Here is a 15,665-nt window from a genome sequence, read left to right as displayed (position 1 = left end):
TTCTTCCTCCTTGATTAAATTGTTATCGTTTACATCTTTAGGATAAATTATGGGAATGTTCCCATGTCAAGCACTATTTTCAAAAAAATGTATGCTATACTTCTTATAAGAATACATTCCACTTTGGAGGTAAAAAATGACGTCTATCATTGATGTAGCAAAAGTTGCCGGTGTCTCGAAATCGACTGTTTCTCGCTTAATTTCTGGAAAAGGATATGTGAGTGCCGATAGTCAAGAAAAAATTCTCAAAGCAATGAAAGAATTAAATTATACCCCGAATTATGTGGCGCGGAATTTACGAGCAGGTGCCACAAAAACCATTGGCTTTTTAGCCCCTAGCTATTTAGGTTCCTTAGGTATTTTCTTGAATCGCTTTATTTCAATTGCCAAAAAATACAATTATTCCGTAACCTTATTTTTTACAGATGGCGATCAGCAGAAAGAAATTGATGCCTTGAACCAATTAAAATACAAACAATTAGATGGCTTGTTTTTATTGACACGAACAAATGAATGGTCGGTGATTGAGCCTTACAGCGCGTATGGCCCTTTAGCAACCTGGCATCGTATCGATTCACCTAATATATACTCTTCCTACATTGATCATTACTCTGGTTATTATCGTTCCTTAGAATATTTACAACAACAAGGATACCAAAAAATTGGTCATGTCCTCGGTAATCCCGAAAATTTAAACACGCACGCACGAAAACGTGCAATGAAAGATTTTTATGAAAACACTCAGGCACCTTGGCAAGCTGAGTGGCTGATTAATGATCAGTATACTAACCATTCTGGTCGCAAAATTGCCCATTACTGGCAACAATTAACCGACAAGCCAGAAGCTTTGGCCTTTTATAATGATCACGTAGCAGCTGAGTTTATTTCAGAACTTGAAAATCTAAATTATGCCGTTCCTCGCGATGTCGCTGTCATTGGCTTTGATAATAGTTATGTCAGTGAGTTGATGCATATTACGACTGTTGATTATGCCATTCAGTATCAAGCCGAAAACTCATTTATTTACCTATACAACCAATTAAATCAGACGAAGATTCCTGAAAAAAAATTAACCGTTCGTCTAGTTGAACGACGAACGGTGCCTAAAAAAGACCCGGCAGATCAGTCACTTTGACTGATTTACCGGGTCCTTTTAGAGTTAAACAAAAATTATTTATGCTTTTGTTCATTTTTTAAAATAGAAATTGACTGTTTTAAGGATTGAATCATGCCGCCTTCGCTGTATACAAGAACGTTTGATTTATATAAACGAGCAGAGAAGATTGTTAAAATAATTCCAAAAACTGCCAAAATCACTAATGAGACAATTGCTTCCATTGTTGATGCCGTTTCGGTCGCCAAGCGTACTGGCATAATGTATGACGAAATCAGCGGAATAAAGGAAGTCACTTTCACCACGATATTTTGCGGATCATTCGTCCCAAACGTAATGCCAATCATATAACCGATTAAACCAATATACATGATGGGCTGAACTGCTTTTGCTGTATCCTCTGGTTTGGAAACAAGAGAACCACAAAGTGCTGCCAAAACAGCAAAAACGAGAATACCAATAATGAAAAAGCCTAATGTAAAAATAAAGGTTGATGAAAAAATACTTTGTGGTGAAATACCACTTAATAGACTTTTCATAAAATCAAGATTTTTCAATTGAGAATAGCCGAGAACAAACGCCACTCCGTAAATGAAAATTTGTGTTAAAGCTACTAGAATAACCCCAGTTAATTTGCCATAAAAATGGGTTTGCGCTTTTGTACTAGAGAGAATAACTTCCATGATTCTAGTGCCTTTTTCAGAAGCAATCTCTTGGGCAATAATTGAAGAATAACTGCTGATGAAGACAAATAACAAAATTGTTATCCCCATTGCTAACGCCATTTGAATCCCTGTGTTATCTTCTCCTGTTTTTATTTTGCCATTTTCATCAAAACTAATTTTGGCTTTTTTAAATGTTGCTTGTTGATTCAACATGGCAACTTGCTCAGCTGTTAGGTTTAAACGATTGGCATTCGCCATTGTTTGTAATTGGTTTAACATTTGAGGAATTAGCATCTCGGTTGCATTTCCTAAAGAGCGTTCAGAGTAAAGCTGACCAGAAATCTGATTATCTGTAGTGTCCAAAAGTAAATAAGCATCAATTTTCTCGTCTTTTAATTGTTCTTGGGCCTTTTTCTCAGAAGAAACAGCTTTGAAAGAAAAGTCCTCTGTTTTATTCTTTGTCAACTCTTTAACGAGCGCTTGATTTTCCGAAACCAGACCAATGGTAGTATCTCCTGAAAAACCGCTAGCTAGAGAGCCCGCTAAGTAAACAATTCCTACAAGAAGAAATGGCGCTAAAATCATGATTAAGAAAGACAGCGACTTCACATTTTTCTTATAGACATCAGTCGCAATAATCCAAAATTTACTCATCTTGCCCACCTACTTTCATTTTGAAAATTTCTTCCAATGTTGGTGGTTGTTGATTAAACATTGGAATGTAGCCGTTGGCTGTCGCTTTATCAAACAACACTTTGCCCACTTCAGCGTTTTCTAATGTCGCTTCTAAGACGCCATCTTGTCGTAAGTGTGCTTCTTTCACACCTGCTGTAGCAGCAACTTCCTCAACAGATAACGGTGATTCTAAAAATAATTTTGTTCGACCAAATTGTTGTCGAATTTCATGAACCTGACCATCTAAAACCATGCGTCCATTTTTTAACATGACTAAATGGTCACAGATTTTCTCCACATTGTCCATATTATGACTGGAAAAAATGACACAAGAACCTTGATTTTTCAATTCAATAATGCCGTCTTTTAATAATTCTGCATTAACTGGATCCAAGCCACTGAATGGTTCGTCTAAAATAATTAACTTCGGTTCATGAATAAGTGTCGCAATCAATTGAACTTTTTGTTGATTTCCTTTTGATAAAGATTTAACTTTATCTGTTTTTTTGCCTTTAACTTGAAATTTTTCCATCCAAAAGTCAATTTTAGGTTCAATTTCTTTTTTAGTTTTTCCCCGCAATGAAGCGAAATAAATTAGTTGGTCTTCAATCGTAATTTTAGGATATAAACCCCGTTCTTCTGGTAAATAACCAATAATATTGTATTCTTTTTCGTTTAATGGTTGACCATTCCATAAAACCGACCCGCTATCTTGTGTTAAAAAATTTAAAATCAAGCGAAATGTAGTTGTTTTCCCGGCACCATTTTGGCCAATTAATCCTAAAATTTTCCCGTCCGGTATCGTAAAGGATACATGATCAACTGCTTTAAAATCCCCAAAGGTTTTGACTAACTCTTTTACCTCTAACACATAAACGCCCCCTTCACTTTTTCTAAACCGCTGTTTAGTTACTCATATCGTATCTTTACTGTGTTGGCTTGTCAATGACAATTGTTATGGAAAGATGCTGCACTTTAATCAGACTCTTTATTTTCTGCTAAGCGAAAAAGGCCATCCGTCTCGGCAGAAATATGCACTTCATTTGCGGTCAAGCCTGTGCTTTCATAAAATTTATTTTTAAATTCCTTTGCCGATTTTGATGATTGGCAGGCCCAAATTCGACCTGTACGATTCAACCACGTACCCAATTCATTCATTAAACGCTCATCAATCAGTAATTGATTTGGTACTTTTTTAAATTTTATTTGATAAACGGGCGTTAGTATTTTCATGATCAGACGTCCTCTCTTTTAAGTTAGTATTAGTATATCACGAAAGAAATCGTTATCATATTTTCTTGAGAGTTCAACTTTTCATGAAAAAATTGAATAAAAAAACCAGACAAATTAGGAAAAGCACCTAATTGGTCTGGTTCATTTTCATTTATTTTTCTATCTCAGAGGTTGTTTCTTGGTGCAAATGACGATACACATTCTTCGCGACAGTTTCAGGTAACCCAGCTTTTCTTAATTCTTCAACACTGGCTGCCGTAATATTTTTAAGCGATTTAAATTCTTTTAAAAGATTTTTTTTGCGTTTCGGTCCCAAGCCTTCAATGTTATCTAATTTGGAAGCAAAACTATTTTTACTACGTAATTGACGATGGAATGTGATGGCGAAACGATGGACTTCATCTTGGATTCGTTGCAACAAGAAAAATTCTTGTGAGTTTCTTTCCAATGGTACAACTTCTAAGTTTGGACCAAATAAAAGTTCACTCGTTTTGTGCTTGTCGTTCTTGGCTAATCCAGCTACAGGAATATCGACTCCTAGTTGATTGGCTAACACATCTTTGGCAACATCGACTTGACCTTTACCACCATCGATTAAAATTAAATCAGGAAAAGGCAAGCCTTCTTTTAAAACTCGTGAATATCTGCGATAAATGACTTCTCTCATAGAAGCGTAATCATCAGGACCTTGCACAGTTTTTATTTTATATTTTCGATACTCATTTTTAGCTGGTCGTCCGTCAATAAACACAACCATCGCAGAAACAGGGTTTGTTCCCATAATATTTGAATTATCAAATGCTTCAATTCGAATGGGCGCAGGTATGTTCATCGCATTGCCTAATTTTTCAACTGCGCCAATTGTTCGTTCTTGTTTCCGTACAATCAAATCGAATTTTTCATTTAAAGCAACTGCAGCATTTTTACTGGCTAATTTAACCAGTTTTTTCTTTTCTCCCCGTTGCGGCTGCAAGACTTTCGTAGCTAATAAAGCTTCGACGCTTTCTTTATCAATGTCATCAGGAATCAAGACTTCTTTTGGCACAAAATGCTCATTCTCTTGATAAAATTGTCCAATAAAAGTTAAAAATGCTTCACTGGCATCATCATAAAATGGAAAAATCGATACATCACGTTCGATTAATTTTCCTTGTCTGACAAAGAATACTTGGACACACATCCAGCCTTTATCAACAGCATAACCAAACACATCACGATCAATTAAATCTACATTCGTCATTTTTTGGCGGGTCATAACTGTTTCAATCGCTTTAATTTGATCGCGAAATTCTGCAGCTTTTTCAAATTCCATATGTGCAGCTGCATAAGCCATTTTTTCTTGTAAGCGGTCCTGAATTTCTGTATGTCCACCAGAGAGAAACCCTTTAATCTCTTCCACCATATCTTTGTAGACTTGCGGATCCACATCAAAAGCATAGGGACACAGACATTGTCCTAAATGATAATACAAACAAGGTGTTTTTTGCGACGGATTACATTTTCGCAAAGGAAAAAGCCGATCTAACAGTTTCTTTGTTTCATTCGCTGCATTTACATCTGGATATGGGCCAAAATATAACGCTTTGTCTTTTAAAACCTTTCGAGTAATCATTAAACGAGGATATTTTTCGTTTGTGATTTTGATAAAAGGATAGGTTTTATCGTCTTTTAACATGATGTTATATTTGGGATTATTTTTATGGATTAAATTAATTTCTAATAAAAGTGCTTCAATATTCGATTCTGTCACAATATATTCAAAATCATCGATTTCACTGACTAATCGTTCTGTCTTAGTATCATGGCTACCACGAAAATAAGACCGGACACGGTTTTTCAAAATTTTGGCTTTCCCAACATAGATAATCGTGCCGTTTTTATCTTTCATTAAATAACAACCAGGTTGATCAGGAAGCAGTGCTAATTTATTTTTTATTCGTTCGTTCATACGATACTTCCTTTCTAACAAAATGCTTCGTCTATTATACACCTCTTTTTGTAATTAAACAAAAAAAGCCGCTACTTTATGTACGAAAGAAACAGCCTGAAAAGACAATCGCTAATGATTTCTCTTCAGACTGAATCAGACTATTCGTAATGACTAATCAACGTTTATAAGTGTTTGGCAATCATTGCTTGCAATTGGTCTTTTGTATGAACACCGACTGCTTTTTCAACAACTTCGCCATCTTTTTTCAATAGCAATGTTGGGATGCTCATGATTCCAAAACTTGCTGGTGTTGCAGGATTTTCATCCACATCCATTTTGACGATTTTCACTTCGTCTTCATCATATTCTTCAGATAATTGTTCTAAGATGGGTGCTTGCATACGACAAGGGCCACACCAAGTTGCCCAAAAGTCGATTAAGACTAATCCTTCATCTGTTTCTGTTGCAAAATCTTTATCGGTAATTGCTTGTGTCATTTCACAAACCTCCTACTCTTTACTCTTATTACATGCTTAGTATAACACGTCATCTCTAAGATAGCGAGTGTTCTGCTTACTTATTGTAAGTCCTTATTTATTGGAATTTTACGACAGTCGCACCATTACCACCTTGGTTTTGTGGCGCAAATTCATAGCTTTTCACACTGCGGTGATTTTTTAAAAATTCCGTTATTCCGGTTCTTAATGCACCTGTTCCTTTGCCGTGAACAATGGTTACTTGTGGATAGCCCGCTAGAATCGCAGCATCAATGTATTGGTCAACTTCTGCCAATGCTTCTTCGTAGCGTTTGCCACGTAAGTCTAGTTGTGTGCCAACATGACTGCTTTCTGCAGAACGAACCGTTGTAACTCTTGGTTTTGCTTCTTTTTGTGGAGCGACAGGCGTCATATCCTCTTCAGAGACGTTCATTTTTAAAATGCCCAATTGGACTTGCCATTGTCCTTTGCCGTTGCCTTTTAATAATGTCCCTCGTTGGCCGTAAGTATTGACAATTACTTCATCGCCAGCTTTTAATTTTTTCTGTTCTTTGGCCTTCTTCAACACTTTGTTTTTAGCAAGCTTGGTTTCTTCATGGTGTAATTGAGAAAGTTGTGTTTTCGCATCAATTAACTGATGTTCTTTGACACCACCTTGTTGGCCACTTTCCAATTGCATTTTGCGAATATCAGAAATAATGGTTTCCGCATTTTCTTCCGCTTCTGCAATAATTTTATTCGCTTCTTTCCGCGCTTTTTGTAATTCTTTTTCTCGTTCTTCAAAAAATACTTGATAGGCTTCTTTCAGTTCTTTATGCAAAGCGGCCGATTCATCGACATAGTGGCGAGCTTCTAAATATTCAGTTTCGGCCATTTTGCGACGGTTTTCCAGGTCTTCAATCATTTCGTTTAAATCTTGACTTTCACCGTCCATTATTTGTTTTGCAGCTTCAATAATACTGTTGTCTAATCCAAGACGTTTCGAAATTTCAAAAGCATTACTTCGGCCAGGCACGCCAATTAATAAACGATAGGTTGGACTCAAGGTATCTACATCAAATTCCATACTGGCATTGATTGTTCCAGCTCGATTATAGCCATACACTTTTAATTCAGGATAATGGGTTGTTGCCATCACATAGGCTCCTTTAGCACCCAATGAATCTAAAATGGCAATCGCTAAAGCGGCCCCTTCTTGCGGATCTGTCCCAGCACCTAATTCATCAAATAGTACTAAACTTTGATGATCGACTTTCTTTAAGACAGACACGATATTCGTCATATGTGAAGAGAAAGTACTTAAACTTTGTTCAATCGATTGTTCATCCCCGATATCCGCAAATACTTCTGTAAAAATACCCATTTTACTCTCTTCTTCAACTGGAATAGGTAATCCAGCTTGACCCATTAATTGTAAAAGACCTAACGTTTTCAGAGTAATGGTTTTCCCGCCGGTATTAGGCCCTGTAATCACAATTGCTTGATATTCTTCTCCAATCACAATGTCATTGGCTACAGCTTTTTCTGGATTTAATAGTGGGTGTCGGGCTTGTTTAAAAACTACATGATTTGCTTGACTAATTTCTGGAACAACTGCTTTTAGTTCTTTTCCTAGTCGCGCCTTAGCATTAATAAAATCAAGTTTACCGATGACATAAGCATTATGCGTAATTTCACGGCGATAAGGGACCAACTCGGCCGACAGTTCTGCCAAGATGCGAGTAATCTCATTTCTTTCGGCAATTTGTTGTTGTCGCAAACGATTATTCATTTCTAAAATTTGTTTAGGTTCAATAAATAAGGTTTGTCCTGAAGCACTTTGGTCGTGAACCACGCCACCAAAAATATTTTTATATTCTTGTTTGACTGGAATCACGTAGCGTTCATTTCGCATAGTAACAAGGGCATCACTAAGGTAACGTGCGTTTTTCCCACGAATAATACTATCTAGTTCTTCTCGAATGGTCTGCTCACTACGTCGAATATTTTGCCGAATTGCCTTTAAGGCTGGCGAAGCTTCATCTGTGACGTAGCCATCATCATCAATGGCTTGTTTGAGTTGGCGATTTAATTCAGGCAAAACTTCTAGTTGCTCTCGCCACATATATAAACGTTCAAAATCCACTTCATTTTCACTTAACTCATCAAAAAAACGAGTCAGTTCTGAAGTAGTCGATAAGACACGACCTACTTGTGCTAATTCTACACCATTTAAATCCGCACCAATTTCAATCCGTTTCATGTGTGGTTGGATATTTTCTAATTTAGGAATGGGGATTCCACCACGTAATCGTTGAACTTTTAAACCATCCTGTGTTTCATTTAGCCATGATTGAATTTTATTTTCATCAGCAATCGGTAATAATTCCGAAACTTCGTTTGTCCCCTGAGCTGTCACAATAAATTGCAACAACTGTTGTTTTACTTTATCAAACCCTAATGTTGATAGAATACGCTGATTCATTTTTCCACCTACTTTTCAAACTTTTTCATTTGTTGAAAAGACTGAGACATAACATAAGAAGTTTCGCTTTGCTCACTTACTTCTTATCTCTATCTCAGTCCCATTCAGCTTTATTTCGTAATTGGTTCAACCCATAATTCATATGCTTGTTTTGTTAGAATTGGGGTATTTTTTACAATGCCTCGTGCCAAGCCACTTGACCGAAACTGATTTTGGACAATATCTGACGGAATCATTGACGCCGTAGCTAACACTAGAAAAAGACCCACGTATAACACAAGAACACTTAATACGCCACCTAATAGTCCATTTACCTGTTTCAAAACTGGAATAAATGTTAATCCATGTAAAAAGATAGCTAAAAAACGAACGACTAACCAGCCTGCAAACAGCAATAATAGAAACGCAACCGCTGAATAAAAGGCTTTGTCCAAGTCTAAAGAAATCTCTTGATTAAAAAAGACAAGCTTTGACGTTGGCGTAACCGATGGATATGGAATATACAATTCTAAATGAGAGGCGACCTCTTTGTAATAGGTTCGAGCAACAAAATATGAAATTAAGTAACCCACTGAATAGAGCACTTGTAAAATCAAGCCTCGTTTAGCTCCTGTATAAAATCCAAAGGCTAAAAGTAATAAAATAAGTATTGTTAACATCTTGTCATCCTTTCAGGAACTACTCCGAAACACCTTTATTTTGAATCTGCTGTTTTCGATTTTCATTCAAAATTTGTTGGGCTTCCACATGATTATGAATTTCTACATCTTCTTGTCCATTCTTTTTCAAAACATCCCGTGCTTCTTCTTCGATAATTTCCATTCGGCGCACACGATTCTCTAATTCAGCCAAACGAATGGTTTTCTGTTTTAAATCTGCTACTTGTTTTTCCAATTTTAAAGCATATTCTTGTTTTTTTAGTTGATCTGAAATTGCATTAATTGCTAATAAAACAGAAGCTTGTTCCGTATCAGTTTGCGGAGAAAGATGTTTAATTTCCGCCAGTTGTTCGTTGACAATTTTTGTGACTAAATCCATATGTTGTTTTGACTCTTGGCCAATAATTGTATACGTATGGTCTGCAATGATTGCTTTATATCGTGTTTTTTCATTTGATGCCATGTTGAGGTTCCCTCCTGTAAATCAATCCATTCTTGCTTATTGTACCATGAAAAAAAAGCGAAGCGCAATTTTCGTACAAATTCTTTCTTATTATATGCCACAAAGCGAAAAATTTAAAGATTTCTTTACAAGAACTCTGGCAATTTAAGAACGAATAGAAATTGTGTAGGAGAAAAAGCGTGGAACAAAAAGTCAAAATGATTTTTGTCCCACGCTCAAACTCTGATAATCAGCTAAAAATGTTTGTTTCAGCTGTACTTTTTAAGGCTTAGTTATTATCTTTCATCTTTTCTACACGTAAACAACGCATAGCATTTAAAACAGCGATAATAGTTACACCAACATCAGCAAACACTGCTGCTTGCATTGAAGCCAAGCCTAATGCACCTAGTACCAAAACAATGATTTTAACAGCAATCGCAAAGATAATGTTTTGTTTAACAATTCTCAATGTTTTTCTTGATAATTTAATCGCAGAGGCGATACGACTTGGTTCATCATTCATAATCACCACATCAGCAGCTTCAATTGCCGCGTCACTTCCTAAACCACCCATGGCAATCCCAACATCAGCCCGGGCTAAAACAGGTGCATCATTCATGCCGTCACCAACAAAGGCAACTTTGTTTTTAGGTGAAGATGCTTTTAACAACTCTTCTAAACGATCCACTTTGCCATCTGGTAAAAGTTCTGCATAAACTTTGTCAACACCAACTTCTTTTGCAATAGCTTCTGCAACTTGTTGATTGTCTCCAGTCAGCATAACAGTTTGTTTGACCCCTTCAGCTTTTAATTCTTTTATTGCTGAAATGGCGTCTGGTTTCAATTGATCCGCAATCACTAAGTAGCCTGCAAATTGATTATCAATAGCGACAAAAATTAAAGTTCCCGCTTCCTTCACTTCTGGTGCTTCGATACCAAATTGTTTCATTAACTTCGCATTACCGACTAAAACTGTTTTGCCTTCAATTGTGGCTTTGATACCGTGTCCGGCAACCTCTTCAATTGCTGTTGCTGGAACTGTTTCTTTGCCATAGCTTTCTTTAATAGAAATAGCAATTGGATGAGTGGATAATTGTTCTGCTGTTGCTGTTAAACGTAACAACTCTTCTTCAGGTAAAACAACACTAGTTATGTTTTGAACCACAAAATTTCCTTTTGTTAGCGTACCAGTTTTATCAAAAACAATCGTTTCCGTATTCGCTAAAATTTCTAAATAGTTACTTCCTTTAATTAAAACACCTAGTTTACTGGCTCCGCCAATTCCACCGAAGAAACTTAAAGGAACAGAAATGACTAAGGCACATGGACAAGAAATAACCAAGAACGTTAATGCCCGATAAACCCATTCATTAATAGAAGTATCAGGGAAAATAAATGGTGGAATCACTGCCAATAAGACAGCTAAAACAACGACAACTGGTGTATAGTAACGAGCAAATTTAGAAATAAAGTTTTCTGCAGGGGCTTTTTTACTGCTAGCATTTTCAACTAAATCTAAAATTTTGCTAACTGTTGAATCCCCAAATTTTTTCGTAACATTAATGGTCAAGGCCCCATTTTTATTGATAAAACCACCTAAGATTTCATCGCCGACTTTGACCGTTCTTGGAACGGATTCACCAGTTAACGCAGAGGTATCTACCATGCTTGATCCATCAATAATTTGACCATCTAATGGAACTTTTTCACCTGGTTTCACTAATATTTGTTGCCCAATTTCAATTGTATCTGGAGCGACCGCTTTTATTTGTCCATTTACTAAAAGATTTGCTGAATCTGGACGAATATCCATTAATTTGGCAATTGATTTTCTGGATTGATCAACCGCAGCACTTTGGAACCATTCGCCGACCTGGTAGAACAACATTACTGCCACAGCTTCGGGATATTCCCCAATAAAGAATGCCCCGATCGTTGCCACAGACATTAAGAAATTTTCATCAAACACTTCCCCACGAAAAATATTCGTTACCGCTCGTTTGACAATGTCGCCACCAATTAAGACATAAACGACTAAATAAGACGCCAAAGCAACCCAATTATTACTTGGCTTAATGATAATAAGTGCTAAAAATAAAACAAATGCAATAATGATACGAATTAAGCGATTCTTATTTGGATTACGTCCCTCTTCTTCTTTGACATCTTTTAAAGAAATAACTTTGACATCTGGTTCTAACTTACCAATCACTGCACGCGCTTCATTTTCGACTTCTAAATCATGTCCTGATTCAACTTCCAGTGTCATCTTTTCAGCCATGAAGTCCACACGCGCTTTTTCTACTCCGTGAATTTTTTGGACAGATTTTTCAATTTTGTCTGCACAACTTGCACAATCAAGTCCTTCTAGTTTATAACTCTTTTGCATTTAAACACCTTCACTCCCTATATAATAGCGATTATTCCGTTTACATGAATAACCTTTCATGAATCTATTATAAATGAAGATGCAATCATATGTCAACCGCTTCACGTAATCTTTTTCTATTTTATAGACATAATGGCATAATTGCTGTAGGTGGAATGGATAACTGAGTAATAACTTTCGGATTGAGTCTATTGCTCCCTTTCCACCAAATTTTGGTTTGTTGGTGTTGAAACCAAGCACTTTGTTCAAAAGGTGCTGACAATGTTTGTAAGTGATGCACTTCGATCTGATTGGTTGCCTGCGGTTCTGTTGTGAAATCATGGGCCCGAATTCCAATAGAATGACAAGAAATAGGAACTTCTTGTGTAACCGTTAGTGTTTGTTGCCAGCCAATCACTTGGACTCTGTGCGCATCTATGCGTTTGACAGGCCAAATATTTTTACAACCAGTGAGTTTAGCTGCTTCAATCGTTTGAGGTTGGTTAAATAATTGATTTGTTGCACCAAAAAGTGTTTGGTTTTTTGTGATTATCACTAAACTCTGACATAACTTATACAGTTCATCTAAACTATGACTCACAATTAAGGCATGTTGATTTAAATTACTTAATCGCTGTTGAAGTTCAATTTGCAGCTCTTCCTTTAAGGGTGCATCTAATGCGGAAAATGGCTCATCTAATAACAGGTAAGCCGGCTGAGCCGCTAGCATTCGCGCAAAAGCCACTCGCTGTCTTTGTCCTCCAGAAAGTTGACTAGGATATTGTTGTTGGACTTTAGTTAAGTGAAAAGATGCAAGCAATTGAGTGACCAATTGTAAATCTTTTGTCACGCACGTCAGATTTTCTACTACCGACAAATGAGGAAACAACGCATACTGTTGAAACAAAAGACCAATTTTTCGTTGTTGCGGCGACAAATTGATCTTTTTTTCAGTATCGAATAAGACTTGATCATTTAAAACAATCTGACCTTTATCCGCAGTCTCAACACCCGCAATACATTTTAACAACATACTCTTGCCACAACCAGAAGCACCTAAAATTCCTGTTGTTTGAGTCTTTGTTTCAAACTGAATTTGCAAAGTATGACTTTTCAATTCTTTTTGAATATCAACAATTAATCTCATTCCGATCTTCTCCAAGCGCGCTGACTAAAAAATTCCGTAAAAAATAAAATAATCAGGCAAAGTAATAACATAATCACAACATATTGATTGGCTAAGCGCCAATCCCCACTTGCTACAGCAGAGTAGATAGCTAAAGGAAGCGTTCTTGTTTTGCCAGCAATATTCCCTGCTAACATTGTCGTCGCTCCAAATTCGCCTAACCCACGGGCAAAGGCTAACACGCCACCGGCCAAGAGACCGTTCATCGACAAAGGTAACGCAATTTTTCTAAAATATCGACTTTCCGAAAACCCGAGTGTCTGGGCCACCGCCAACAATTCACTATCCATTTGTTCAAACGCCGTTAAGGCTGAACGATACATTAAAGGAAATGAAACAGCAACGGCAGCAATAACCGTAGCTGGCCACGAAAAAACAACTTGAATGGCAAAAAAATCAAGTAAAAACTGGCCCACTGGTTGCTGAACACCAAAAATAGTTAAGAGAAAAAAACCAAAAACAGTCGGCGGTAAAACTAATGGCAACGTAAATAAACTATTCAAAAGAATTTTTAATTTACGATTTTTCAAACGAAAAACAATATACGCAACGCCTGTTCCTAAAACAAAAGTAAATAAAATGGCGATTATTGCTGTCTGAAAAGATAAAAGAATTGGTCGAACATCCATTTTCCCACCTACTTTGTTAACTTAAAGCCAATATTTTCAAAATATTTTCTGCATTGTTGACTCTGTAAAAAATTTAAAAAAGCATCTGCTGATTTTTGTTTCTTAGAGGCGGCAACTTTACCAACTGGATAGATAATTGGCTTTTTCAAAGCAGCTTCAGGCATGGCCGCAACAATCGCTACTTTTGAATTGGTTGCTGCATCTGTCGCATAAACCAAGCCAGCTTCTGCACTTGCATTAGCTACCCATTCAAGGACTTCTGTTACATTCGTGCCAAAGCTTGCGTGTTTTTCTACATAAGACCAAGCGCCTAAAGCTTTTAAGCCTTCTTCGGCATATTGACCAGCTGGAACACTTGCAGGATCACCAATTGCTATCATTTGGGCTTTTTTTAAATCAGAAAAATCATGCCACTTTGCTTGATCTTGGTTAGGCACAATAAGAACGAGCTGGTTTTCCAATAAAGGAACGACACTTTTTTTATTAATTAGTTTTTCTGCAACCAATGCATTCATTTGTTTTGTCGAAGCCGAGAAAAATACATCGGCTTTTAGGCCTTTTTCAATTTGCATCTGTAATTTTCCAGAACTATCATAGGTTCCAGTTACCTGAATATCTGGATGCTCTTTTTCAAAGGCTGGAATAATTTTCTTCTCCATGACTGATTCTAAGCTAGCTGCTGCCGCAAGGGTTATTTCTTCTTTTTTTGTTGAAACTGTTTCTTTTTGCGGCTGATTTGTACATGCAGCAATTAGGGCAACTAAACTGAATAAACTAAGCAGGAACACAGCCTTTTTTTGTTTAGACATTTGAACGCCTCTTTTCTTTTATAAATACCCGCCATAACTCAAGTCAATAATTTCAGATTTTTTAATCACTTCTTTGGCCATTAATCTTGGTAACAACAAATCAAAAACCGTTTTTTCTGAAAATAAAACACCACCTGGTAAGCCAATGATCGTCTGCTCTCCTTTATAAGCCAGCAAAAACATTGAGCCTGGTAAGACTGGTGTCCCATGGGTTACGATTTCAGCACCTGTCTGCTTAATTGCTAACGGTGTCAAATCATCAGGATCTACACTCATACCACCTGTACAAACAATCAGATCAACCCCTTGTGCTAACATCTTTTTGATCGCAACAGTAATTTTTTGCGGCTGATCATCGACAATTTCTTGCTTGACAATCGTAACTAAAGGATACGCGGAGAACTTGGCTTTTAACACAGGGTAAAAAGCATCCTCAACCAATCCTGTGTAAACTTCACTGCCAGTAGTTACAATCCCGACCCGTATTTTTTTGAAAGGTTTCACAGAGATTAGTGGCTCAGACGTGCTGAGCTGGCGTGCCTTTTCTAATTGGCTTTTAGAAATTGTTAGTGGAATCACTCGAAAGGCTGCAACTTTTTCATCTTTCTGAACTTCTATATTGGTAACTTTAGTTGACAAGGCGAGACCTTCAATTTCATTTAAAGCAATTAATTTTTCTCGATTGACTTTTAAAAGACCTCTCGTACTAGCTTTAGCAACAATTTTTCCTTCATGGACTTCACTCGGCTGACATGAGTCATCTGTTAACAGGTTATACAAAAATGTCGCTGCCTCTTCTTCATGTATTTCTGCTGGATCCAAGGAAACAAACAGATGTTTTTTCCCTAATGATAAAAGAATTGGAATATCTTCTTGAACAACTATATGTCCTTTTTTAAAACACACTTCCTTGGTCTTTCCATAGTCAATTCGCGTAATATCATGACTCAACGGAAGGCCAACTGCCTCTTCTGTTCGAATTGTTTTCATG

14 protein-coding genes are annotated in these 15,665 nt (G+C 36.9%); 1 reads left to right on the top strand and 13 read right to left on the bottom strand.

Going from position 1 to position 15,665, the window contains the following annotated elements; genetic code table 11:
* Positions 1 to 136: 136 nt before the first annotated feature.
* A complete protein-coding gene (locus tag IGK27_RS06005; protein WP_002357697.1) occupies positions 137 to 1,135 on the top strand; it encodes a LacI family DNA-binding transcriptional regulator in 999 nt (332 codons plus the stop codon).
* A 35-nt stretch (positions 1,136 to 1,170) separates the two neighbouring features.
* On the opposite strand, the gene IGK27_RS06000 is transcribed toward IGK27_RS06005, so the two are convergent.
* The 13 genes from IGK27_RS06000 to IGK27_RS05940 form a co-directional block, all read right to left on the bottom strand.
* Complete coding sequence (locus tag IGK27_RS06000; RefSeq protein ID WP_002357698.1) at positions 1,171 to 2,433, bottom strand: ABC transporter permease; 1,263 nt, start codon at positions 2,431 to 2,433, stop codon at positions 1,171 to 1,173.
* Positions 2,426 to 3,325: an ABC transporter ATP-binding protein gene (locus IGK27_RS05995; protein ID WP_002357699.1), complete on the bottom strand. Its 900-nt coding sequence runs from the start codon at positions 3,323 to 3,325 to the stop codon at positions 2,426 to 2,428. Before IGK27_RS05995 ends, IGK27_RS06000 begins: the two co-directional genes overlap by 8 nt.
* Positions 3,326 to 3,429: 104 nt before the next feature.
* Complete coding sequence (locus IGK27_RS05990; RefSeq protein ID WP_002357700.1) at positions 3,430 to 3,687, bottom strand: DUF3884 family protein; 258 nt, start codon at positions 3,685 to 3,687, stop codon at positions 3,430 to 3,432.
* A 151-nt stretch (positions 3,688 to 3,838) separates the two neighbouring features.
* Positions 3,839 to 5,635 (bottom strand): excinuclease ABC subunit UvrC, encoded by a 1,797-nt coding sequence (gene uvrC / locus IGK27_RS05985; RefSeq protein ID WP_002357701.1) that lies wholly within the window; start codon positions 5,633 to 5,635, stop codon positions 3,839 to 3,841.
* A gap of 164 nt (positions 5,636 to 5,799) precedes the next feature.
* Positions 5,800 to 6,114 (bottom strand): thioredoxin, encoded by a 315-nt coding sequence (gene trxA, locus IGK27_RS05980; protein WP_002357703.1) that lies wholly within the window; start codon positions 6,112 to 6,114, stop codon positions 5,800 to 5,802.
* A 97-nt stretch (positions 6,115 to 6,211) separates the two neighbouring features.
* Positions 6,212 to 8,578 carry an endonuclease MutS2 gene (locus tag IGK27_RS05975; protein WP_002357704.1) on the bottom strand — a complete coding sequence of 789 codons (2,367 nt, stop codon included), beginning with the start codon at positions 8,576 to 8,578 and terminating at the stop codon, positions 6,212 to 6,214.
* Between the two features lie 110 nt (positions 8,579 to 8,688).
* A complete protein-coding gene (locus IGK27_RS05970) occupies positions 8,689 to 9,237 on the bottom strand; it encodes a CvpA family protein (protein WP_002357705.1) in 549 nt (182 codons plus the stop codon).
* 19 nt (positions 9,238 to 9,256) lie between these two features.
* Complete coding sequence (zapA, locus tag IGK27_RS05965) at positions 9,257 to 9,700, bottom strand: cell division protein ZapA (RefSeq protein ID WP_002357706.1); 444 nt, start codon at positions 9,698 to 9,700, stop codon at positions 9,257 to 9,259.
* Between the two features lie 268 nt (positions 9,701 to 9,968).
* A complete protein-coding gene (locus tag IGK27_RS05960; RefSeq protein WP_002357707.1) occupies positions 9,969 to 12,071 on the bottom strand; it encodes a heavy metal translocating P-type ATPase in 2,103 nt (700 codons plus the stop codon).
* Between the two features lie 121 nt (positions 12,072 to 12,192).
* Positions 12,193 to 13,197, bottom strand: a complete 1,005-nt coding sequence (locus tag IGK27_RS05955; protein WP_002357708.1) for an ATP-binding cassette domain-containing protein — start codon at positions 13,195 to 13,197, stop codon at positions 12,193 to 12,195.
* Complete coding sequence (modB, locus tag IGK27_RS05950) at positions 13,194 to 13,865, bottom strand: molybdate ABC transporter permease subunit (RefSeq protein WP_002357709.1); 672 nt, start codon at positions 13,863 to 13,865, stop codon at positions 13,194 to 13,196. The genes IGK27_RS05955 and modB overlap by 4 nt, the downstream gene beginning before the upstream one ends.
* An 8-nt stretch (positions 13,866 to 13,873) precedes the next feature.
* A complete protein-coding gene (gene modA / locus IGK27_RS05945; RefSeq protein ID WP_002360416.1) occupies positions 13,874 to 14,674 on the bottom strand; it encodes a molybdate ABC transporter substrate-binding protein in 801 nt (266 codons plus the stop codon).
* Positions 14,675 to 14,692: 18 nt separating this feature from the next.
* Entirely contained in the window at positions 14,693 to 15,664 is a 972-nt protein-coding gene (locus IGK27_RS05940; protein ID WP_002379413.1) for a molybdopterin-binding protein, read from the bottom strand.
* Position 15,665 lies beyond the last annotated feature (1 nt).

The sequence above is a fragment of the Enterococcus sp. DIV0236 genome (genome assembly GCF_050558525.1).
In the GTDB taxonomy this organism is placed as follows: Bacteria; Bacillota; Bacilli; order Lactobacillales; family Enterococcaceae; genus Enterococcus; species Enterococcus faecalis.
The sequence above is the reverse complement of the archived record's forward strand: the minus strand, read 5'-3'. Positions and strand labels throughout refer to the sequence as shown.

Bases quoted from the DNA above. Each gene is read 5' to 3' on its own strand.
- IGK27_RS05960 (WP_002357707.1), bottom strand. From the start codon at position 12,071: ATGCAAAAGAGTTATAAACTAGAAGGACTTGATTGTGCAAGTTGTGCA.
- zapA (WP_002357706.1), bottom strand. From the start codon at position 9,700: ATGGCATCAAATGAAAAAACACGATATAAAGCAATCATTGCAGACCAT.
- IGK27_RS05990 (WP_002357700.1), bottom strand. From the start codon at position 3,687: ATGAAAATACTAACGCCCGTTTATCAAATAAAATTTAAAAAAGTACCA.
- IGK27_RS05940 (WP_002379413.1), bottom strand. From the start codon at position 15,664: ATGAAAACAATTCGAACAGAAGAGGCAGTTGGCCTTCCGTTGAGTCAT.
- IGK27_RS06000 (WP_002357698.1), bottom strand. From the start codon at position 2,433: ATGAGTAAATTTTGGATTATTGCGACTGATGTCTATAAGAAAAATGTG.
- IGK27_RS05970 (WP_002357705.1), bottom strand. From the start codon at position 9,237: ATGTTAACAATACTTATTTTATTACTTTTAGCCTTTGGATTTTATACA.
- modB (WP_002357709.1), bottom strand. From the start codon at position 13,865: ATGGATGTTCGACCAATTCTTTTATCTTTTCAGACAGCAATAATCGCC.
- uvrC (WP_002357701.1), bottom strand. From the start codon at position 5,635: ATGAACGAACGAATAAAAAATAAATTAGCACTGCTTCCTGATCAACCT.
- modA (WP_002360416.1), bottom strand. From the start codon at position 14,674: ATGTCTAAACAAAAAAAGGCTGTGTTCCTGCTTAGTTTATTCAGTTTA.
- trxA (WP_002357703.1), bottom strand. From the start codon at position 6,114: ATGACACAAGCAATTACCGATAAAGATTTTGCAACAGAAACAGATGAA.
- IGK27_RS05975 (WP_002357704.1), bottom strand. From the start codon at position 8,578: ATGAATCAGCGTATTCTATCAACATTAGGGTTTGATAAAGTAAAACAA.
- IGK27_RS05955 (WP_002357708.1), bottom strand. From the start codon at position 13,197: ATGAGATTAATTGTTGATATTCAAAAAGAATTGAAAAGTCATACTTTG.
- IGK27_RS06005 (WP_002357697.1), top strand. From the start codon at position 137: ATGACGTCTATCATTGATGTAGCAAAAGTTGCCGGTGTCTCGAAATCG.